Annotated in this window: 20 protein-coding genes and 1 riboswitch; of the genes, 12 read left to right on the plus strand and 8 right to left on the minus strand. The window is 55.0% G+C overall.

The window, feature by feature from the left end; genetic code table 11:
* Nucleotides 1-293: 293 nt before the first annotated feature.
* From KGZ66_10055 to KGZ66_10065, 3 genes are all read right to left on the minus strand, one after another.
* The gene (locus tag KGZ66_10055) at nucleotides 294-1,592 is read right to left on the minus strand and encodes a bifunctional folylpolyglutamate synthase/dihydrofolate synthase (GenBank protein ID MBS3985924.1); all 1,299 of its coding nucleotides are present in this window, start codon (nucleotides 1,590-1,592) and stop codon (nucleotides 294-296) included.
* Complete coding sequence (locus tag KGZ66_10060) at nucleotides 1,589-4,228, minus strand: valine--tRNA ligase (protein MBS3985925.1); 2,640 nt, start codon at nucleotides 4,226-4,228, stop codon at nucleotides 1,589-1,591. The genes KGZ66_10055 and KGZ66_10060 overlap by 4 nt, the downstream gene beginning before the upstream one ends.
* 275 nt (nucleotides 4,229-4,503) lie before the next feature.
* Nucleotides 4,504-5,208 carry a hypothetical protein gene (locus KGZ66_10065; GenBank protein MBS3985926.1) on the minus strand — a complete coding sequence of 235 codons (705 nt, stop codon included), beginning with the start codon at nucleotides 5,206-5,208 and terminating at the stop codon, nucleotides 4,504-4,506.
* A 237-nt stretch (nucleotides 5,209-5,445) separates the two neighbouring features.
* On the opposite strand from KGZ66_10065, the gene KGZ66_10070 reads away from it, so the two are divergent.
* Nucleotides 5,446-6,291, plus strand: coding sequence for an EFR1 family ferrodoxin (locus tag KGZ66_10070; protein MBS3985927.1), 846 nt, complete (start codon nucleotides 5,446-5,448; stop codon nucleotides 6,289-6,291).
* A gap of 40 nt (nucleotides 6,292-6,331) precedes the next feature.
* The gene (locus KGZ66_10075) at nucleotides 6,332-7,192 is read left to right on the plus strand and encodes a GNAT family N-acetyltransferase (protein ID MBS3985928.1); all 861 of its coding nucleotides are present in this window, start codon (nucleotides 6,332-6,334) and stop codon (nucleotides 7,190-7,192) included.
* Here KGZ66_10075 and KGZ66_10080 read toward each other — a convergent pair.
* Nucleotides 7,122-7,829, minus strand: coding sequence for an HD domain-containing protein (locus KGZ66_10080; protein ID MBS3985929.1), 708 nt, complete (start codon nucleotides 7,827-7,829; stop codon nucleotides 7,122-7,124). The genes KGZ66_10075 and KGZ66_10080 overlap by 71 nt on opposite strands.
* A gap of 31 nt (nucleotides 7,830-7,860) precedes the next feature.
* Nucleotides 7,861-8,319 carry a hypothetical protein gene (locus KGZ66_10085; protein ID MBS3985930.1) on the minus strand — a complete coding sequence of 153 codons (459 nt, stop codon included), beginning with the start codon at nucleotides 8,317-8,319 and terminating at the stop codon, nucleotides 7,861-7,863.
* A gap of 89 nt (nucleotides 8,320-8,408) precedes the next feature.
* Nucleotides 8,409-8,596: riboswitch (cobalamin riboswitch) on the plus strand.
* 105 nt (nucleotides 8,597-8,701) lie between these two features.
* Here KGZ66_10085 and KGZ66_10090 point away from each other — a divergent pair.
* Genes KGZ66_10090 through KGZ66_10115 form a run of 6 tightly spaced genes read left to right on the plus strand, consistent with a single transcriptional unit; the run spans nucleotide 8,702 to nucleotide 13,418 of the window.
* Complete coding sequence (locus KGZ66_10090) at nucleotides 8,702-9,172, plus strand: ECF transporter S component (GenBank protein ID MBS3985931.1); 471 nt, start codon at nucleotides 8,702-8,704, stop codon at nucleotides 9,170-9,172.
* A gap of 1 nt (nucleotide 9,173) precedes the next feature.
* Nucleotides 9,174-9,908, plus strand: coding sequence for a hypothetical protein (locus KGZ66_10095; GenBank protein MBS3985932.1), 735 nt, complete (start codon nucleotides 9,174-9,176; stop codon nucleotides 9,906-9,908).
* A 25-nt stretch (nucleotides 9,909-9,933) separates the two neighbouring features.
* Nucleotides 9,934-10,497: a bifunctional adenosylcobinamide kinase/adenosylcobinamide-phosphate guanylyltransferase gene (gene cobU, locus KGZ66_10100; GenBank protein ID MBS3985933.1), complete on the plus strand. Its 564-nt coding sequence runs from the start codon at nucleotides 9,934-9,936 to the stop codon at nucleotides 10,495-10,497.
* A complete protein-coding gene (locus KGZ66_10105; GenBank protein MBS3985934.1) occupies nucleotides 10,490-11,962 on the plus strand; it encodes a cobyric acid synthase in 1,473 nt (490 codons plus the stop codon). Before cobU ends, KGZ66_10105 begins: the two co-directional genes overlap by 8 nt.
* A 32-nt stretch (nucleotides 11,963-11,994) precedes the next feature.
* Complete coding sequence (gene cobS / locus KGZ66_10110) at nucleotides 11,995-12,747, plus strand: adenosylcobinamide-GDP ribazoletransferase (protein MBS3985935.1); 753 nt, start codon at nucleotides 11,995-11,997, stop codon at nucleotides 12,745-12,747.
* On the plus strand, nucleotides 12,744-13,418 hold the full coding sequence (locus KGZ66_10115; GenBank protein ID MBS3985936.1) for a histidine phosphatase family protein: 675 nt from the start codon (nucleotides 12,744-12,746) through the stop codon (nucleotides 13,416-13,418). Before cobS ends, KGZ66_10115 begins: the two co-directional genes overlap by 4 nt.
* Nucleotides 13,419-13,762: 344 nt before the next feature.
* Here the strand turns inward: KGZ66_10115 and KGZ66_10120 are convergent, their stop codons facing one another.
* Nucleotides 13,763-15,091, minus strand: a complete 1,329-nt coding sequence (locus tag KGZ66_10120; GenBank protein ID MBS3985937.1) for an alpha/beta fold hydrolase — start codon at nucleotides 15,089-15,091, stop codon at nucleotides 13,763-13,765.
* Between the two features lie 156 nt (nucleotides 15,092-15,247).
* Here KGZ66_10120 and KGZ66_10125 point away from each other — a divergent pair, with 156 nt between their 5' ends.
* Genes KGZ66_10125 through KGZ66_10140 form a run of 4 tightly spaced genes read left to right on the plus strand, consistent with a single transcriptional unit; the run spans nucleotide 15,248 to nucleotide 18,657 of the window.
* Entirely contained in the window at nucleotides 15,248-15,790 is a 543-nt protein-coding gene (locus KGZ66_10125; GenBank protein ID MBS3985938.1) for a sigma-70 family RNA polymerase sigma factor, read from the plus strand.
* Nucleotides 15,747-16,880, plus strand: coding sequence for a zf-HC2 domain-containing protein (locus KGZ66_10130; GenBank protein ID MBS3985939.1), 1,134 nt, complete (start codon nucleotides 15,747-15,749; stop codon nucleotides 16,878-16,880). Before KGZ66_10125 ends, KGZ66_10130 begins: the two co-directional genes overlap by 44 nt.
* Nucleotides 16,880-17,797, plus strand: a complete 918-nt coding sequence (locus KGZ66_10135; protein ID MBS3985940.1) for an ABC transporter ATP-binding protein — start codon at nucleotides 16,880-16,882, stop codon at nucleotides 17,795-17,797. The genes KGZ66_10130 and KGZ66_10135 overlap by 1 nt, the downstream gene beginning before the upstream one ends.
* Complete coding sequence (locus KGZ66_10140; GenBank protein ID MBS3985941.1) at nucleotides 17,788-18,657, plus strand: ABC transporter permease subunit; 870 nt, start codon at nucleotides 17,788-17,790, stop codon at nucleotides 18,655-18,657. The genes KGZ66_10135 and KGZ66_10140 overlap by 10 nt, the downstream gene beginning before the upstream one ends.
* Before the next feature lie 107 nt (nucleotides 18,658-18,764).
* On the opposite strand, the gene KGZ66_10145 is transcribed toward KGZ66_10140, so the two are convergent.
* Both KGZ66_10145 and KGZ66_10150 read right to left on the minus strand, forming a co-directional pair.
* The gene (locus KGZ66_10145; GenBank protein ID MBS3985942.1) at nucleotides 18,765-19,544 is read right to left on the minus strand and encodes a transposase; all 780 of its coding nucleotides are present in this window, start codon (nucleotides 19,542-19,544) and stop codon (nucleotides 18,765-18,767) included.
* A 74-nt stretch (nucleotides 19,545-19,618) separates the two neighbouring features.
* The coding region (locus KGZ66_10150; GenBank protein ID MBS3985943.1) for a hypothetical protein at nucleotides 19,619-19,950 on the minus strand (332 nt) is incomplete at its 5' end.

Consider the following 19,950-nt stretch of genomic DNA (forward strand, 5'->3'; position numbering starts at 1 on the left):
CTGCCTTTTGCGGAACTAGTCCTGCTTTTCATTATACAACAATTCTTGTGTGTTGAGTGTGCACTTTGCACTTTGCACTTTGCACTTGGCACTTGGCACTTGGCACTTGGTGGATGACGGGGGGGTTGCTGGCTCCTGGCTCCTGGCTCTTGGTAGAGGGGAGTGCCCAGTGCACAGTGCACAGTGCCCAGTAGAGCGTGTCGCGGTGGTATCCGGCTCTATTTAACCTTTCCACCTTTCAACCCTTCAAGCTGAGCGCTGCGTGCTGCGTGCTGAAGCCCCCTGTTCACGATTCACGATTCATGATTCACGATTGCCCCACCGCTCAAAGCTCTCCTCGCCTCCGACACAGTGTACAAGGACCCTGCTACAAGCACGGTTTCGCCGCTTTCTCGGGCAGCGTCGATAGCGGCACTTAGGGCATCGGCCACCGAGGTGTAGGCTGCGGCGGGTAGGCCTAGAGCTTCGGCCAGCAGGCAAAGCTCGCCTGCGGGAGTAGCGCGCGGCAGCGCGGGCGCGCAGGCGTAGAGGCATTTAACGTAGGGAGAGAGAGCCGCTAACATTGCCTGCGGCTCTTTGTCTTTCATAATCCCACTTACCAGTAAAACTTTTTGCCCCGGCAGGTATTGGCGAAGCGTGGCGACAAGGGCGCTAATTCCATGCATGTTATGCGCGCCATCCATAATGACTCGTGCGCGGCTATGCTGCATAACCTCAAACCGCCCCGGCCAGCGCGCCGCCGCGACGCCCCGCCTGACGTGCTCGATGCCAATCGGCCAACCTTGCTGCCTAAGCATCAAGGCGGCGTCCACGGCGAGAGCGGCATTTTGCAGCTGGTGCGGACCAAGCAGTGATATTGAGAGCTTCTCGATGGCCTCAAGACCCCGGTAGTCGAACGTCTGCCCGGCGAGCGAGGCCGTTTGCGCAACAAAGCTGTAGTCCCGCCCCAGTAGGCGCAGGGGTGCGTTGTTCTGCGCTGCTACCTCGGCAATGACGGCGTAGGGTTCACTGTCTAGCACCGCAGTTGTCACGGGCACACTCGGTTTGATAATACCTGCCTTCTCAAAGGCAATTTTGCCTAGCGTGTCGCCGAGCACATCCATATGGTCAAAGCCAATGTTCGTGATTACGCTAAGTGCGGGCGTCACTACGTTAGTGGCGTCAAAACGCCCTCCAAGTCCTACTTCAAGGACCAAGGCGTCTGTTTTCTGCTGCGCATAATAGACGAGCGCGAGCGCGGTGATAAACTCAAACTGCGTCAATCCCACATGCTCGGCGACAGGCCGCAGCCGTTCTACCATCTCGACTAACCCTGCGGGGGTAATATCGTCTCCGTCGAGGCCAAAGCGATTGGTAAACGAATCAAGGTAAGGCGACGTGTAAAGCCCTGTCCGCAAGCCCGCGCTCCTTAGGATACTCGCGATAATGCTTGACGTTGAGCCTTTGCCGTTAGTCCCCGCGACATGTACCACTTTGAGTTGCCGCTCGGGGTTCCCCAAATAGGCGAGCGCAGTCTGCATGCGGTCGAGCCCTAAGACGCTCCCAAATCTTCCGAGCCCATGGATGTAGTCTACTGCCTGCTGGTAATTCATTGCAGCTCGGCTAACCTCTTTTCGAGTTGGGCAAGTTTTGTTTCGTGGGCCAGAAGCTTGGCTTCTTCGGCAGCGATTAATGCGGCCGGAGCTTTAGCCCTAAAGCCCTCGTTCTGCAACTTTCCGCGCGCGCGGTCAATCTCGGCAAGCACCGCACTCTGTTCGGTCTGTAAGCGCTTAATCTCCGCCTGTACGTCGACAAGTTGAGCTAGGGCCAGGTGAATCTGTGCGCCGGTAACGACTAGGCTTACGGCTTCTCCCTTGGCAAAGGGGTTAGTTTCCGCGAAGCTCACTTCTTTGCCCCCCGCCAAAGCCAAAATGTAGGGCGAGCCTGCCCTATACACTGAGTCCCACTCGGCGGTAGCCGGAACAACGGTCACTTCTAGGCGACGTGAAGGCGGTACACCCATCTCGGCCCTGAGGTTACGGATAGTGCGAATGGCTTCCATTAGGGCTGCCATCTGTTTTTGCGCGTCATCATCTGCCTTGCCCGCGTGCTTAGGCCAAGCTGCGACCGTAATTGATGTGCCGCGGTGTGGCAGGGCCTGCCAGATCTCCTCGGTAATAAAGGGCATAAAGGGATGGAGCATCTCTAGTGTGCGCGAGAGCGTGTAGCAAAGCACGCGGAGTGTCGTCTGTTTGCGCTCGCCCCCGGCTTGTAGCTCCGGCTTGGCCATTTCAATGTACCAGTCGCAGTACTCACTCCAGAGGAAGTCGTAGAGGTGCCTGGCAGCCTCGCCAAACTCAAACTGCTCCATTAGGCGCGTTACATTCTCGGTCGTAGCGTTGAGTTGCGCGAGGATGTACTTATCGGCTAGCGTTAGTAGGCCGTCGTCCGGAAGCTCGTTAGCGGCAAGGTCGCTCTCCCCTAGGTTAAGCAAGACAAAGCGGGCGGCATTCCATATTTTGTTGCAGAACGCCCGGTTTGCCTCTAACTTCTCCTGGTAGAAGCGCATATCATTCCCCGGGGTATTGCCGGAGAGCAGCGTAAAGCGCAGGGTATCCGCGCCGAACGATTCGACTACCGCCATGGGGTCGATGCCGTTGCCGAGAGATTTGCTCATTTTCCTGCCCTCTGCGTCACGAACTAGGCCGTGGATTAGCACATGGCTAAAGGGAGGTTTACCCGTCAACTCGTAGGACATAAATACCATGCGGGCTACCCAGAAATAAATTATGTCGTAGCCGGTGACAAGCACCTGCGTCGGGAAGAAGCGCTGCAGGTCGCTCGCCTGTTCGTCCGGCCAACCAAGCGTTTCAAACGGCCAGAGGGCGGAGCTAAACCATGTATCCAGCACATCTGTCTCTTGCGTGAGCGTATGCCCGTGGCAGTTAGGGCAGGCAGCCGGGGTGTCGGTGGCCACGATTGTTTCGCCACAATCGCAGTACCATACCGGAAGCGTATGCCCCCACCAGATTTGGCGCGAGATACACCAGTCCTTTACGTTCTCCACCCAATGCAGATAAACCTTAGCGAAGCGCTCGGGCACAAACTGCACGGTGCCTTCGCGCACCGCGGCTAGGGCCGGCTCGGCGAGCGGCTTCATGCGCACAAACCACTGGCGGGACACCAAAGGCTCAATCGTCGTGTCGCAGCGGTAGCATTCGCCCACCTGCATCTGATGCTCGCGCGTTTCAACCAAGAGCCCCCCTGCGGCAAGCTCCTGTAGCAGCTGTTTGCGGCACTCGTAGCGGTCAAGCCCGGCGTAGGGCCCGGCCTCGGCGTTCATCGTACCATCAAGGTTAAGTACCTTTACATGCGGCAAGCCGTGACGCTCCGCGATTTCAAAGTCATTGGGGTCATGGGAAGGCGTCACTTTTACCGCACCGGTGCCAAACTCGGCATCGACATAGTCGTCCGCAATTATGGGAATGCGACGTCCTAGCACCGGGAGTATGGCTTCCTGTCCGATTAGGTCTTGGTAGCGCGCGTCGCTTGGGTTTACCGCTATGGCGGTATCGCCGAGGATGGTCTCGGGGCGCGTGGTGGCCACCGTGATGTGCCCCCCGTTAACTAACGGATAGCGCACCAAGTAAAGCTTACCCTGACGCTCGGCGTGCTCCACTTCGTCGTCAGAAATAGCCGTACGGCAGTGCGGGCACCAGTTAACGATGTAACTGCCGCGGTAAATCAGCCCGCGTTGGTAAAGCTTAACAAACGTCTCGCGCACGGCGCGGCTGCAGCCCTCGTCCATGGTAAAGCGCTCCCGCGTCCAGTCACACGAGGCGCCGAGCGTCTTGAGCTGGTCGGTTATCTCCTTACCGTACTGTTCCTTCCACTTCCAGACCTCGGTTACAAACGCTTCGCGGCCAAGGTCGTGGCGTGACTTACCCTCGCGCATCAATCTGCGCTCGACTACGTTCTGTGTGGCAATTCCGGCATGGTCGGTGCCGGGTAGCCAGAGCGCGTCAAAGCCCTGCATACGCTTCATGCGGATAATGGCATCCTGCAAGGTGTTGTTCAGGGCATGGCCGATGTGCAGGCGGTCTGTCACGTTCGGCGGCGGAATAACGATGGTAAAGGGCTCCCCCTTAGCCTCCTTGCTAGGGGTAAAGAAAGCTTGCTCATTCCAGTACTGCGACCACTTAGTCTCTACTTGCTTGGGGTCATAGATTTTTGGGATGTCCGCATGCATTAATCTCACTCCTTAAAAAAATTAGACGCCCGCGCCCATAAAGGGCGGGACGTCCCGCGGTACCACCTTAGTTCCCGCTTGCGCGGCTCAAAGCTTTAACGGGCCACCCGCTTAGCACTACTAGCCTTCATGCCAAGAGCTCCGGGGCGACGGCGCACTTAAGTAGCGGGCAGGAGACTTTCAGCCACGGTCTCCCTCTCTACTGCCTTGCTCAAGCTCGCTTTCCCTTCACAGCTTTGCTTAAGCATAAGCCGACTTTGCAGAAAAGTCAAGCGCTAGTCCGTTCCCGCCACAATCCGATAGCATGCTGCACCGGGCATCATGTGTTCACCGACAGATGTCCTGTACAGAATCCAGGGCCGCGCCATTTTATAATTCGGATCGATATTCACAGCCAAGACTGCTGTCGTCCCGGGCTCTAATACAACTCCTTCGCCCAAATACGTGATCCCACGTCCCCCAACATCAAGCACTGATACGCTCTCTTGAGAGACATTAACTACAGCCATTTCATACGGCTCCTCGAAGCGGCTATGTCTGATTATCGCACCTTCTGACAACAACAGGCTTCTGTCGCCTGTATCCTCAATGATTTCGATGTTGACATCGCCAATATGCACGGAATGCCATGTTTGGGCATAACGAAACTTGGCCTCCTTGAGCTGGTGGCTATCCTGCGCATCGTCCGGTCTGATAAGGATATTAATGGTTCCAGAAAACAGCGTGCTCCTGTCGACACTATAGGAAATCACAGAGGCGCTCGAAGCCAAGTCTATCTCTGCAATCCTCGGAGTTCTTCCAAGAAAGTTCCACCAAGGAAAGCGGTACGGGATAACAATAGTTACTCTGTCATTAGGGAATGCTGCGATAAATCCTTGAATAGGCATCACATTGGGATGTAAAGGTGCCAGCAATCCGCCTAAGACAACTAGAGCCGTACATGCCAGAACATAGACCCAGACTCTTCGGACTCGATTCACATGCTCCCTCCTCTATAAGAAACAAAAGAAACAAAAGGGACGGTTCTTCGTGGAAATGAAACAAAAGTGAAACAAAAGGGACGGTTCCTCGTGGAAATAACGCATCCTTATCCATACTACCGCCTAGTCGTCCCGTAAGGCGTGGTACACAGCCGCAGAAGGAGCCGGGGTGTAGAACTCCGTCTTACCACGTCTGGCCTATGCCCATGGTATAATTCACATGTAGGGGGGAACGCAGTGAAAACAGCAAGCATTTTCTACTTCTCGGGAACCGGCAACACGTGGTGGGCGGCTGCCGAGCTTAGCAGACAACTCGGTGACCGCGGTCTAGCAACCACCGCCCATTCGATAGAGAAGCTACCTGCAGCCATTGCCAATGATCTTGTAAGGACCTCCACATTAGTGGGATTTGGCTACCCCATCTATGGCTCTGATTTGCCCATTCCCATGAAAAAGTTCATTGAAGAGCTCGAGCCTGCAACGGGCAAGTGCGCCATGGTTTTTTGCACGCAATGGCTGTGGTCAGGTGATGGCGCACGCATAGGAGCCGCTATGTTAAAGGAAAAGAGGTTTGCTGTAAAATGGGGAGAGCACCTGCATATGCCTAACAACATTTCGGTACAGCTCTTGCCCATTGCCATCCACACTGACGACCACAGTAAAAAGACAAAATACCTAGCCTTTTCTAAGCGCCGACTCCAGAGGCTATCTGAGCACATTGTTCAAGAGAAGCCCTTAACCCGCGGATTTAACATACTATCCGAACTCAGCGGACTCCTGCAGCGAGCCCCCTATCGCAGGTTCTTAGAGGGCAGGCGTAATGATATGGCAGTAAACAAGACCGTCTGTACGAGCTGTGGGCTGTGCACTAGACTTTGCCCCGCAGATAACCTAGTTTTTGAGAATGGTACAATAGTAACCCAAGGGCACTGCATAAACTGCATGCGCTGCTATAACTTCTGCCCTGTAAGCGCTTTCGTATACAGAGGTAAGTCTCACCGTAAGCGTCACGGCCCGCCTTATAGAGGCCCGCTGCCAGGCTTTGACCCCGAGGTCTTGACTGGCCCCTGTAAACGGTATTGAGGCGTTAGCTGGCGCGACCAATTATAAGGGAGCGATATTGATGATAGGTTTTAAGCACGCCGGACCAGAGGACAAAGCCGAGATTATAGCAATATCGAAGAAAATCTGGGATGGCCATGACTATGTTAGCACTGTCTACGATAAGTGGGTAGCAGATATTGACGGGTTTTTTGTTTGCGTCACTTACGATTCGGCTATAGCAGGGTTTGCTAAGGTGAGCATGCATGGCGATAACGATGCTTGGCTTGAGGGCCTGCGGGTAGACCCGAGCAAGCGCGGGTTAGGCTTAGGAAAACAGCTTACCCGCTATTGTATCGAGAGATGCCTCAACCGCCACATTGAAAATATTAGGCTCAGCACCTACATTGGCAATCACGAAAGCATCGGCATCATTGAAAGCCATGGCTTTAAGCGAGTGGCAGAATATAAGGCCTTGTTTCGTCCCATCAACCCGTGCGAGGCCACTCCCGCATGCTACCAAACTTTGAGCGACCCTAGCTTAGTAGAAGCAGCTCTCAGCGGAGAGGCACTAGGCGAATTTTATGGATACGCTTCCTTTGACTTTACGTTCGAGAAAATTACTCCTCGCCTACTAAAGTGTCTTGTCAGCGAGGGGGCTGTATACGGACTGTGCATTGATGGTCGCATACAAGGCATGGCTATTGCCAGCACTAGGCATTCCAAGGTTTCAGCGCTCTTCCTTAGCTACATTCAGGGCGAAGAGCATTATTCCGCGCTTATCGACGCGGCCATTGCACGAGCCGAGAGCCTCATGGTAGAAGAGATCATTGCCATGTGTCCCAAAAACACTGCTTTACGCGACTCCCTTGTTAACAAAGGTTTTGGGGAGTGGGACGACCACGACACAAATATCTTCCTCTACGAGTACGTTGGCAAGTGATTGGCGTTGATAACTTTCCCTGCTCCTCCTTCTCCCACAGCGCAAAGAAGGCGTCGATACGAGCAATACGCGCTTCGAGTTCGCGGCGGCTAAGAGAAAAGTTCAGCCCCTCGAGGGCCTCGCGCCGCCAAGTCGCGTCCTGTTCGCGGTGAAACTCCAACGCATCGCTTTGAGTGCGGCCATGCGCCACCGCCCAGCGAAACGCCAGCCAGAGCGCATTGCCACCAAAGTGATCCAAAGTGTCCGCATCCTGAACGAGTAAGACCGGAGCGGGGAAGGACGGTTTCTCCTTGCCGCAATAATGCCGGCTGTTCGGCCGATGGTAGTGATTCCTGACAATACTACACACCGCGTCAAGCTCGGTATCTGCGAACAAGCTTGGGATCTCACTGCGAATCATCGCCTCGCCCCGCGCGCCGTGATCCGGCCCCCTATAGCCTGCCTTGCCTACATCATGCAGAAAGCCTCCCGCAAACAATACATCGCGGTCTATAGCTAGGTTCAAACCGTCAGCTAAGGATATGGCGATGCGTGCCGTTCTTAGCCCATGGTAGTACCTATACCCGGTCTCAAGCGGACTCTCGTCCGTAAACTTCATTTTTTCAAGGCCCCAAGCCATAATTCTTTCAGTGTCCATAATGGCCTCTTAATCGCCCCCCTTTGGTTCACTAGGTTATGTAAGGGCGCTTATCTATTACATAGACCTTATGACCCGTATTCTCGCGGAACCCGAGGCTCTCGTAGAACCGTTCCTCGCAGTTTCCAACCAAGTAGCAGCTAATAAACGTTGCTCCCATACGCATCAGCTCCGCCAGCAGCACCTCACCCATGGCCTTGCCCACGCCCTGAAGGTCCTTCTCCATAAGGGAGCCGTTCTGGTAAACCAGCCCCTCCCCCTGAAGCGTGTTTTCTAGGCAAAACTCCCCAATGTCAGCAGACAAGCCGTCAAACATTGCCCGGGCAATACCCACGAGTTGCTCCCCTGCAAATGCAGCAACTACAACACTGCTGTGCTCAAGCACCTTACCGGCAGTCTCCTTGCCGTAGCCAGCTTCACAGATGTTGTTGCGGGCGTAGAAGTCCCACAACTGATCGGGGGAAATCACGGGGTTAATGAGAATTTTCACGCGGACACCTCCGATTTAGTGGACGGTACACGGGGCTACTGCGCGTTGTTGGTTTACTTTTCTGCATTGCTGCGCTATACTCCTGCTGTAGTTTAATATCGCTGTGGGGTGCCCCCGAGTGCATTGGGGGTTAAAAGGGAATCAGGTTAAGTCCTGAGCGGTCCCGCCACTGTAACGGGTAGTGTTTGGCCTAAGCCACTGTTCGCCATGCGAATGGGAAGGAGCTAAGCGCGTGATTCCCGGAGCCAGGAAACCTGCCTCGCAGATTGTGACACCGTCCTTCGGCCGAAGGGACAGGGTCGAAGCTGTGGGCAGCCTAAGCTTTCACCTTACCTTAACCGAGTGTGGTTAAGGATTTTTTGATTGAGAGGAGACTTCCGGGATGAAAATCAAGCAACTCACACGCGTGGCCGTACTCGTTGCACTCTCCGTTCTCGGTTCGTTTGTAAGAATTCCAAGCATAGTAGGTTCCCTAGCCTTTGACGCAGTACCTGGCTATTACGCGGCTTTAGCTGTTTCTCCGCTAAGTGGTGCCGTGGTCGCCGGTCTTGGGCACGTTGCTACCGCCTTTGTCAGCGGCCTGCCGCTAGGCGCACCGATTCACGCCATAGTTGCTCTCGGAATGGTGTTGGCGGGCTATCTAACCGGCGTAGCAGCCAAACGCAGCAAATTGCTGGGATGTGCCGTAGGTGTTGTTATTAACGGCCTAGCGCTACCGGCCCTCTTTATTGTCATCCCAGATTTTGGTACGGCCTTCTTCTTAGCTGCAACACCATCGATATTGGGAGCATCAGTTCTTAATGTGTCTGTAGCTCTAGCCCTTGCCAAGCTGCCCCTACTTACTAAAATCTAGCATGCCAAGTAGAGATTTTTTGGCTATCCCCAAGGGCGACACCACCATAGTTGTCACGTGCGACTCAATAGGTGGCATCGGCAACCAAGAGTTAGACGTCGTCTGCGCCGAGCCTGCGGTCGTTGGCAGGTTTTTAGCGCGGGTAGCGCTCATGGAACTCTATGCCACCGGAGCATCTCTGACGGCACTCTCCTGCACTCTCTCTGTAACTCCGCATGTCGCCGACCTTATCTTGCAGGGTGTTTATCAGGAGAGTGCGATTCTCCACCGCTCACCCGAGAGCGTGACTATCGTTAGCACGGAGAAGAATGTCCCCACGCGACAGACGGGTGTAGGTATAACATGTATCGGGCTAGCTACTAACAAATCCTGGCGGGTGGGCATAGCACAAGCTGGCGACTTAGTGGTAGCCTTGGGACACCCTAAAGTGGGAGATGAAGTAGCGCTTGACGACCACGAGAATGCCGATCTGACCAAACTCAAATGGCTGCTAGGCACCAAGGGCATTAAAGACATAAGCCCCGCAGGCTCAAAGGGCGTCCTTTACGAAGCCAAAGCCATTGCTAGCTCCGCAAACCTCCACCTGTCGCTAGCTCCGGGTTGCACCTACGACTACCACAAGTCGGCAGGCCCCGCTACTGCTTTGGTCTTTGCCTGTAATGAAGCCGCCTACAGAGAGGCTTTGGCGACAATAAGGCCGCTCACGTGTATTGGCAGGTTAGAAAAAATGGCGTAAGGGGCTAAGGAGGCAGAAGAAGCATATGGGACGCATTACCCTTGTAACAGGAGGAGTGCGTAGCGGCAAGAGCGCCTTGGCCGAAGCCTTTGCTATGAAGGCTCGGAGCGTAGTCTATCTTGCCACTTGCGAGGCAAACGACGAAGAAATGCGCGATAGAATCTCCCTGCATCAAGCGCGACGCCCCGCGCATTGGACAACAGAGGAAGTCCCGCTGGACTTGCCGGCGGCAATAACACGTCAAGACCCAGAGACTTGCCTGTTGATTGACTGCTTGGGGCTCTGGGTAAGCAATCACCTCTTGGCTGACGAGGAGAACAATGTGCGCCATGCGCAGGAATTTATTGAAAAAATGAATGGCCTCACCTGCGCATTACTAGAGGAATTGTCCATACGCCCCGGGGAGGCCATTTTGGTGACCAATGAAGTGGGTTTTGGCCTTGTTCCCCCATACAAGCTCGGACGAATCTTTCGCGATTGCTTAGGGCTAGTCAATGCACAGATAGCTACCTCTGCAGAGGATGTATACCTTTGCGTGGCGGGAATGCCCGTGACATTAAAGAAGGACGGGGTGGTGCGCCTTGGGTAAGGCCATTATGCTGCAGGGCACAGGCTCACATGTAGGCAAAAGTCTCCTTACTGCCGCTCTCTGCCGAATTCTTGTGCAAGAGGGCTATTCCGTAGCACCCTTTAAAGCGCAGAATATGGCACTTAACTCGTTTGTCACACCCGATGGCCTTGAAATTGGTCGTGCCCAGGCGTTACAGGCTGAAGCTTGTGGCATCGAGCCCGAGATAGAAATGAATCCCATTTTGCTTAAGCCCGCGGGGGAGATGAGCGCACAGGTAGTAGTTATGGGCAAACCCCTAGCCCATATGACTGCAAGAGAATACCGCGAGTACTACCTCGACAAAGCCCTTCCTCTCGTTAAGCAAGCCCTAAATAGCCTTATGCAACGCTTCGATGTTGTTGTGATGGAGGGCGCAGGCAGCCCGGTGGAGATTAATCTAAGGGACAGGGACATTGTCAATATGGCGGCGGTTAAGCTCGCTAATGCACCGGTGTTGCTTGTGGGAGACATTGACCGGGGAGGAGTATTTGCCTCCCTCTATGGAACCATGGAACTGCTTCCCCGCGAAGAGCGAGGATTAGTGCGCGGAATTATAGTGAACAAGTTTAGGGGTGATCTATCGCTTTTTGCGGATGGAGTAGCTATGTTGGAGGGCCTTACCCACAAACCGGTGCTAGGTGTTATCCCCTTTTTGCCGCACCTGTCCCTCGACGAAGAAGACTCGGTAGCGCTAGAGGATTACTCGCACACCACGACGGACGCCGCGATTACCATCGCCGTGCCAAGGCTTCCGAGGCTCTCAAACTTTACGGATTTTGCCCCCTTAGGGCGAGAGAATGGCGTGCGGGTGATTTACACCACCAAACCAGGCGACATCCTTAATGCGGACGCAGTCGTCCTCCCCGGAACGAAGAACACCGCAGCCGATTTTAGATTTCTGCAGGCCACTGGCCTGACAGAAAGCATCGCTACGGCAGCTCTGCGTGGAGTGTGCATTGTCGGTATCTGTGGAGGCTACCAAATGCTCGGAGAACGCATATACGACCCGGATGGAGTAGAGGGCGCCGACGCCTTTGTCGACGCTCTGGGACTATTGCCGGTAACCACTGTTTTTCGCAAAACTAAGCGCACCGTCCGCTCTGTAGCACAGTGCAATTTGCCGTTTTACTCTGGAATCGTGCATGGCTATGAGGTTCATATGGGTGAGTCAAGTGCGCTGGGGACCCCCGCCTTCGCCATAGATGGCAAATGTGATGGGTGCGTACAGGGGGAGATCTGGGGAACGTACATCCACGGCGTCTTTGACAACGACGAGTTCCGCCATTCCTTTATTAATTACTTGCGGAACAAGAAAGGGCTGGCGCCGCTCAGTGCGCCGTTTCACTACCAAGCCTTTAGGGTAGCGGAGCTAGATCGCCTTGCAGCCCACGTGCGAGCACACCTTGATGTAGCGCAAGTACTTAAGATTGTGGGATTGAACTGATGGAGCGCTTGCCGAGGAGTAGGGCGTCTGCCATGGCGGTGCTGCAACTTGCTCTGTCGTTCCTTACCACTATACCGTTCCCGAGATTAGGAGCCGTCTCAGACGAAGAGATGAGCCGCACTGTCGCATTCTTCCCCTTCGTTGGTCTCGTAGTTGGTTTCTTTAATGTCCTCTGCTACTTGCTGGGCTTGTCCCTTTTTACCACTTCCGTGGCCACCTGGTTAAGCTTAATTGCTAACGCGCTAATAACGGGAGGGCTTCATCTCGATGGTTGGATGGACACTTTTGATGCGCTAGGGTCGCGCAAGCCACGGGGCGAAATGCTCGCCGTAATGAAGGACAGCCGCATAGGGGCTATGGGAGCGCTGGCTATAGTACTGCTGCTAGGCCTAAAATTCTCATTGTTAACGGAGTTGCACGCTCGCCCAGCACTAATTTTGTTGGCACCCGCGGTTGGGAGAAGCGCTATTTTGTTTGCCACGCAAACCTCCTCATATGTACGTGAACAGGGATTGGGCAAGTGCTTTACACAACCGCTGGCGCGCACGTCTTGGATTTTTGCGCTGGCCACGCTGGTCGCCCCGTTACTTATGCTGACAGGCGCCTTAGGTGCGGTAGCCGCGACAGCAGCTTTGCTTTTGACCATGCTCTGGGCACGGCTCCTCGCCCGCACGTTTGGCGGGCTTACCGGCGACACCTATGGGGCGCTCAATGAACTCGCCGAAGCACTGTTTCTGTTAATTGCCGTAGGGATGCTAGGTGTGAGCGGAAGTGCTGAGTTATGAAGAATATGGCTCCTCCATCATCCCTGTGCTTGTATGTAATTCGGCACGCCGAAACAAAGGCTAACACACAGATGCGCTACCTCGGCCACACTGATAGCCCGCTCACGCCGCTCGGCGTGCGACAAGCGGAGGAACTGGCAGAAAGGCTAGCGGATGTAGGCCTAGATGCGGTCTTTGCCAGCGACCTACCCCGCGCCCTAGCAACTGCGTATCCCCTAGCCAACCGCGCCAAGCTACCCGTGCATCGTGACGCGAGGTTACGCGAGCTCAATTTCGGCCGCATCGAAGGAATGACATATGCTGAGGCGATGGACGCCTATGGTCAGGAAGTGCGCCAGTGGTATAACGACATTGAGCTGGGCGCCCCTCCCGGCGGCGAGTCACTTGCGGACCTCCGGGAGCGCGTCTTTTCGTTTCTGAGCGAACTTGCGGAGCTACCTTATCGAGCAGTCGCCCTCGTTACCCACGGCGGCGTGTGTAATCTCCTGCTTTCCCACGCCCTAGGACAGCCTTTCAGGGCACACCCCATACCGCTATCCGGGTTCATAACGCTAAGGGGGCAGCTATTTAATACGCCAATGGCACCCTACGATCAGCAAAAAACAAGAAGAACCGTCCCTTTTGTTTTGGTGAGCGATTGGGCTCTCCCGAGCTCTTTGCTGACGCTCTAAACAACTATGAAAAAGTCCTGTGCCACCTGTCAACCTTAAAGAGCATTTACCCCTTCCCTCCTGATTCAACTAGCGGGAATGACAGAAATGCCGCCATCCATGCATTACTAAAGGCCAAAGAAGCAGAGGCGCGCGGGCTAGAGACGCTGCGCACAATTTGTGCTGCTGTGTAGAGGAAGAATGCCTCCACCGCCTCAAGCCAATGATCCTTACAGAAAAACAAAAAGAACCGTCCCTTTTGTTTCTTTTGTTTCCGGAAATCTACAGGATCTCTGTTGTCTCCTGCTTTCTACCAGCAAGAGGTGGCCATGTTTTCGCATAGTCTGACGGAAGAGAGGGACAGCTTATCGGTTTAACCACGCCGCGATATCCGCGATAACCTCGGCGGCTACATTGCCGGGTACTTCATACTCGGCCGGGGACGGCACCCCTGTCCCGCCCATAAACAGGTGATTTAGGTGGGGGTACGACCGGCCCTCGACGGGGTCACCGATGCTCATCCATAGGGCAAAGTCGTCCATAGTAACTTGGTAATCACGCTCACCCTGCAGCACGAAGGTGGGCTTTTGTAGTTGCCTTAGTGTATTAATGGGGCTGTAATCGCGTAACCATAGCCAGTAGGCGGCAGGAATGCCGAGCGGCAGTTGGTCACTACGCGTTCCGGCAGACAACCTTGGGTCTTTGACACGGTTGACTTGTGCACGGATGGCCTGCAGGTGACGTCGCTCTATGCTCGTTAGCTCGCCATCGAGATTGTACAGGTACTCGGACTGCGCGAGCACTAAGTCTTCTAAGGGGCGTGCCGCACCTGCGAGAAGGATTAGCCCTGCTACTCTCGGCTCCAGTTCCCCGATGCGCGGGGCAAGCATCCCCCCAAGACTATGGCCTAGCACGAAAACGCGCTGTGAATCAATGCGCGAGTCCGCTAGCAGGAGCCTTAAAGCCAAGACCGCATCTTCCACGGTCTCCTCATGGGGTGTTACTAAATCGCTCTGCATTCTTGCGCCATGCACCTTGGTGCGTTTGTCGTAGCGCAAAACAGCGATACCGCGTGAGGCTAGACCATGCGCTAAATCCTTGAAAGGCTTGTTGTCCAAGATGGTCGTATTTCTGTCTTGTGGCCCCGAGCCATGCACGAGGATTACCGCCGGTACCGGCCCCGCGGCGCCCAGCGGCAAAGTTAGTGTGCCCGGCATCGCCCACTCGCCCTCGCCTACAGTTGCCGGTTCTTCTGTAAAACGAGTAAAATCCACATAAGAGGGCGACTGGTAGCGCGAAGCGGTTTGGATATTGTCAAACCATAACCCGGCTACTGACTTAGAGGCGTCAAACACGACCCGCACTGTCATGCTTCCCTGCGCAAAAGTCGCATCCACTAAGACCACCATATGTTCTCCCAGCGGTGTTTTTTCTCTTGGCTGGTGTGCTCGCAGTTCGCCTAAGCGTGATGTCGCATTCTCCCACGCGGCCTTAAGCGTAGCTGCCGGGAGCTGCCTGCGCATAGTGCGGTCAAACATGCCCACCGCTAAAGCGTATTGGCCGCCCGCTAGATGCGAGACTAACGCAGACGCTAGAACGGTTTCGGCTTCGGGACGTGGCTGCACAGTGACAGGTCGACAAGCAACCAGGGGGAAAACAGCAAGTAACAGCACGGTGGCCAGCAATCTACGCAATAGAATCATCTCCTTTGCCCTGTAGATATCATAGTGATATCATTACCATATTACAACTCATACTCTCTGCTGTCAATTCCCAAAATGTCTCGCCCCATGTCACAAAGTTCGCGTCGTCGGTGTTATAAAGATAGACGTTGCATGTAAGGAAGGAGGGTGGCGCAAACGACGCGGGAATTCGATGCCTTGTATCAGAGCTATCAGGCTTTGGTGTACCAACGACTGTACTACCTGCTTGGAGAGCGGGAGGCGGCGCGGGAGATTGCCCAAGAGGTTTTCCTAAAACTGCACCTCAGTCCTCCCCGCGACCAAAGCGGATTAGGCGGGTGGCTACTGCGAGTGGCGGCTAACTTGGGGTACAACTACTTGCGAGGCGAGGCCCGTCGTCGCCGCCGCGAGGAGGGGCAGTACCGCGAGGAAGCCGACGTAGTTCCCTTAGAGGAAGCGGTTATCCGCGACCAAGAGGCGAAGCGAGTGCATCGCTGCTTGGCGAATTTAGAGCCGCGCGACCGCATGTGTCTGCTGCTAAGAAACGCAGGACACAGTTATACGGAAATTGCTTCGGTCATTGAGGTGGAAAAGGGCTCAGTGGGCACGATTCTCGCTCGGGCTAGACGGCACTTTCGCGACCTGTACAACGAACTGGAGGGGAGGGGTGATTATGTGTCTGGAAGAAGGGATTCTGCAAACTTATCTTGACGCCGAATTAGACGTGCAGCAGGCCGGAGACGTGGCGGCTCACTTAGCGGAGTGTGCCGCATGCCGTGAACGTCTGCGTAGTTTAGCAGAACTTGCCAATTGCACGGCGGTTTCCTTAACATCGTACATGCAAGCAACCGCAGCTATAAGCCGCCCTGAGCACGTCATCCCCATGAGCTACTTGCGCCATCGTCAGGCATCCCAAAACAAACAGAGGAGGCTAATTAGCATGATGCAAAAGTATAGATGGCTGACCGGCGTAAGCGCAGCGGTCCTAGCGCTTGCGCTCATCTTAAGTTCACCGCCGGGCCGCTCTCTAGCCGCGCAGTTTCTGAACATTTTCCGCATGGAGAGGATACAGCTCGTCGAGATCACTTCCGCGGACATGCTGGAGTTAGGGCAGCTACTTGATAACTTTCACGGCGAGGGTGGCACCGTCGACATCAGGAACTTCGGCCGCGTGCAAGTTACTGTTCCGACCGCCGCCGACTGGAGGGTCGAAGCCGATCCCTCACAAGTCGAGGGGTTAAGCGGCGTTAAGCTTAATCTGCCCGCTACGCTCGCCGGTCAGACGCGGACCGAGATTATCGTGGAGCAGGCCCCGACTATCACCTTTACCCCCGATGTCGAGAATCTTAACAACTACTTGCGCCGCAACAGCGCTGTGGTGCTGCCGCAAGCCTTAGCGGGGCAATCCGTTATCTTTAACATTCCACCCGTAATCCGGGCGCAATACTTTGGTCCCACGGGGCAAGGGTTCGCCATTTATGCTGCCCGCGACCTGACGATAGAAGCTCCGCCGGGGGTCGACATTGCCTATCTGCGCCAGGCGCTCGTGCGGGTGCCCTTCCTGCCGGAAAACTTTCGCCGACAACTCGCCGATATCCACGACTGGCGGCAAACCCTGCCCATCCCTGCATTACCGGGTATGAGCTGGACAGACACTACAGTAAACGGCAGCCCCGCCGTCTACTTCATGAATGAGGTCGACAGGACTGTCGTCCTAGCGTGGCGCGAGGGCGGTAGCTGGAGGGCCATTAGCGGTCTGTCCCTAGAGGCGGCATTAAGCATCGCGGGGGAGATAAGGTAGTGGCGATTATTAAAGTTACGCATCTTACCAAGGTCTACGGCCAACAAGTAGCTTGCCGAGACATCTGCCTCTCCGTGGAGGAGGGGCAGATTTTCGGGTTCCTTGGCCCCAACGGCGCCGGCAAAAGCACCCTGGTTAAAATGCTGGTCGGCCTCGTCTACCCTACCGCCGGGGAGGCCGTGGTTGCGGGATACGCGCCGGAGGATGTGCGGAGTCGACGGCAAATAGGCTTCCTGCCGGAGAACTTTCGCTTGCACGGTTGGCTAAAGGGGCGAGAACTCGTCAACTTCCACGCGCACCTCGCAGGCTTAGACCACAGGGCCGCTAAGCGCAGCGCATCAGCGGCCCTAGAGCTGGTCGGTCTGGCCAAAGAGGGTGAAAAGCTCATTGCAAATTACAGCAAGGGAATGCAGCAACGGCTGGGGCTGGCCGCGGCGTTAGTAGGGGACCCGCGCGTGGTGTTTTTAGATGAGCCCACCTCAGCGCTCGATCCGCTTGGACGACGCGAAGTGCGAGAGATTCTCCTCTCGCTTAAAGCGGCCGGCAAAACTGTGTTTTTGAACAGTCATCTCCTAAGCGAGGTAGAGCAGGTCTGTGACCGTGTGTCGATCATCAATCACGGTATTGTGGTCGCCGACGGCAAGCCGCATGAACTGCAAGCCGCATCAACCGCCGTCGCCATAAAACTGCGCGACCTGCCTGTAGTGCTCGCTGTGGAATTGCAGACAAAGTACCCCGACCTGCAAATAGAGGGGGACTTACTCACGTTGCGCACCTCAAGTCCCGAGGAAGTCGCCGATGTCGTGGCCAAACTCGCGGCACATGGCTGCCGCATCTACGAAGTGACGCCACACCACAATTCCCTTGAGGACGTTTTTGTCCGTTTAGTGCAGGAGGGCGAAAAGACATGTGGTTGATGGCCGTCTTTACATTTAAGGAAGCTTTGCGCAAGCGAGTCGTTCTTGTTGCTGCGCTTCTCACCCTAGCCTTTCTCACCCTGTATGGTATCGGCCTACACTTTATGGTGGGGACAAATGCTAGGATTGCCGACCCGGCCGCCGCCGATGTCTTTGAGCTTATAGAACCACTTGTCCTCTTCAGTATGGGGATTTACCTCGCCAGCTTCTTGGTCGCGGGTTTGGCAATCCTTGCCGCGGTAGGCAGTATTGCCGGGGAAATAGAGAACGGCACGCTTTATCCGCTGGCGGCGCGTCCCCTTACCCGCCGTGACCTGCTGCTGGGGAAATACTTCGGCTTGGCAGCTATGCTGGTCACTTATGCGGCTTTATTCTTTCTTGCGCTTGTCGGCCTAGTGTACTGGCAGACAGGTCTGCTCCTGCCGGGTCGTTGGGTGGCGCTCGCCCTATTTGCCTTAAAGCCGTTAGTGCTTTTATCCGTGACTATGCTTGGGACTACAAGGCTCCCTACCTTGAGCAATGGCGTCTTGGCGTTTGGCCTGTACGCGCTGTCCGTGATGGGGGGCATGATCGAACAAATTGGGGCCATGCTAGGTAGCACCGCCGCCATCTATATCGGCGTCATTACGAGCCTCATACTGCCTGCGGACGCAGTGTACCGGCGGGTGGTGGCAACGGTAGTAAATCACCTGTTATTGCAGGGGACCTCCCCTGACATGGTCTTCTTTAACCCAGCCCATGTCTTTGGCCCGTTTGGCAGTCACTCGACCCCGAGCGACTGGATGCTGGTCTACACAGCAGGATACATTGTTGTTATGCTCACGCTGGCGATACGCATCTTTAATCGCCGCGATGTGTGAAGGAATGTCGGCGGTCCACTGCGGCGCGACGGACAAAAGAGAGCAATAGTTTCTCGGGAACAAAAGGGACGGTTCTTCATGGAAATCAGCTGCCCGCTTGTAAGCTGCTAGTCCTCCTGCAACGCCTGATACACCTTGGTATGAGAAGTCTCAAGCATTTCCGCGGCCTTGCGTAACGTAAGGCCGACATTTTGTGTCAACTGCCGACTGATGGCCGAGAAGCGTTCTGGGTCGCCCTTCAGCTGCTCGGCTCTTTCTATGCCATGCAGAGCACAGAATTGCTCTAAGACCTTGTGTGCGACAGCTAACCGATAGCTTTCGCGGTCTTCGCCGGTTTCGAGGTACAGGGTGAGATCACTTTGGCGGTGAAACTCCGTGAATCTACGCGCACTTCCACCGAGTAGTCCTAACACAAACGCCTTCTGTGTTTCGCTTATGTGAACTGCGTCCGCAGTATATTCCTTGTAGCTACTCCATCTATAGTCTGCCGGGTCTTGCACTAAGTTTGCCTGCACGGGATTCATGTGTATGTAACGGAGCGCTCCTAGCAAGTAGGCCTCGTCCTCGATAGCCTCACTGCGGTACCGGTCGCCAAAAACAGGACCCACGCGCTGATGCATGCTATTGTACCTAGCCGCATACCGCAGGTTGATCACCTTAACCGCGCGTGATAGCGTCGCAAGTTCAGCCTTAACAAGGGCGTGCAGATGGTTGCTCATAATGCACCAAGCCGCCAGCTCGAAACTATCCTTAGCGTGCTGTTCACAGAGTAGCTCTAACAGAAGTCGTCTCTCGCTATCGCTCTGAAAGACAAACTCCTTGTTGATTCCGCGAACCATAACGTGATAATAACCGGTGCTGCTTGCTTGACGTCCTATTCTTGGCATAATCCTCACCTCACGCCAATGATACCGTTTCATCAACAAAAAAACAAGAAGAACCGTCCCTTTTGTTCTCTAGTTCAACGCGGCAGGGCCTGGAGGAGGCTGGTGAGATTGCTGTCTTGCGACAGGTAGAAGCGTAGAGCGGCGAAGTTGCGGCTCTCTGCCTCGTCGGTCCAGTAAGGAATAGAGAGCGAGGCGTGCTTCTCGTGCGGAGACCGCTTGAGGACAGAGAAATACTCCGCCAAATGCTTAGCTAAGACAAGTCGATAGTAGATCGCCAAGCGTAATGTTTCTAAGAGCACCGCATCCTGGCGCACTGCGTCCACTGCATCTTGGCGCATTGCAGCCATTGTATCCTGGCCAACTGCATCCATTGTATCCTGGCCAACTGCATCCATTGTATCCTGGC

It is taken from the genome of Selenomonadales bacterium (assembly GCA_018335585.1).
In the GTDB taxonomy this organism is placed as follows: domain Bacteria; phylum Bacillota; class UBA994; order UBA994; family UBA994; genus UBA994.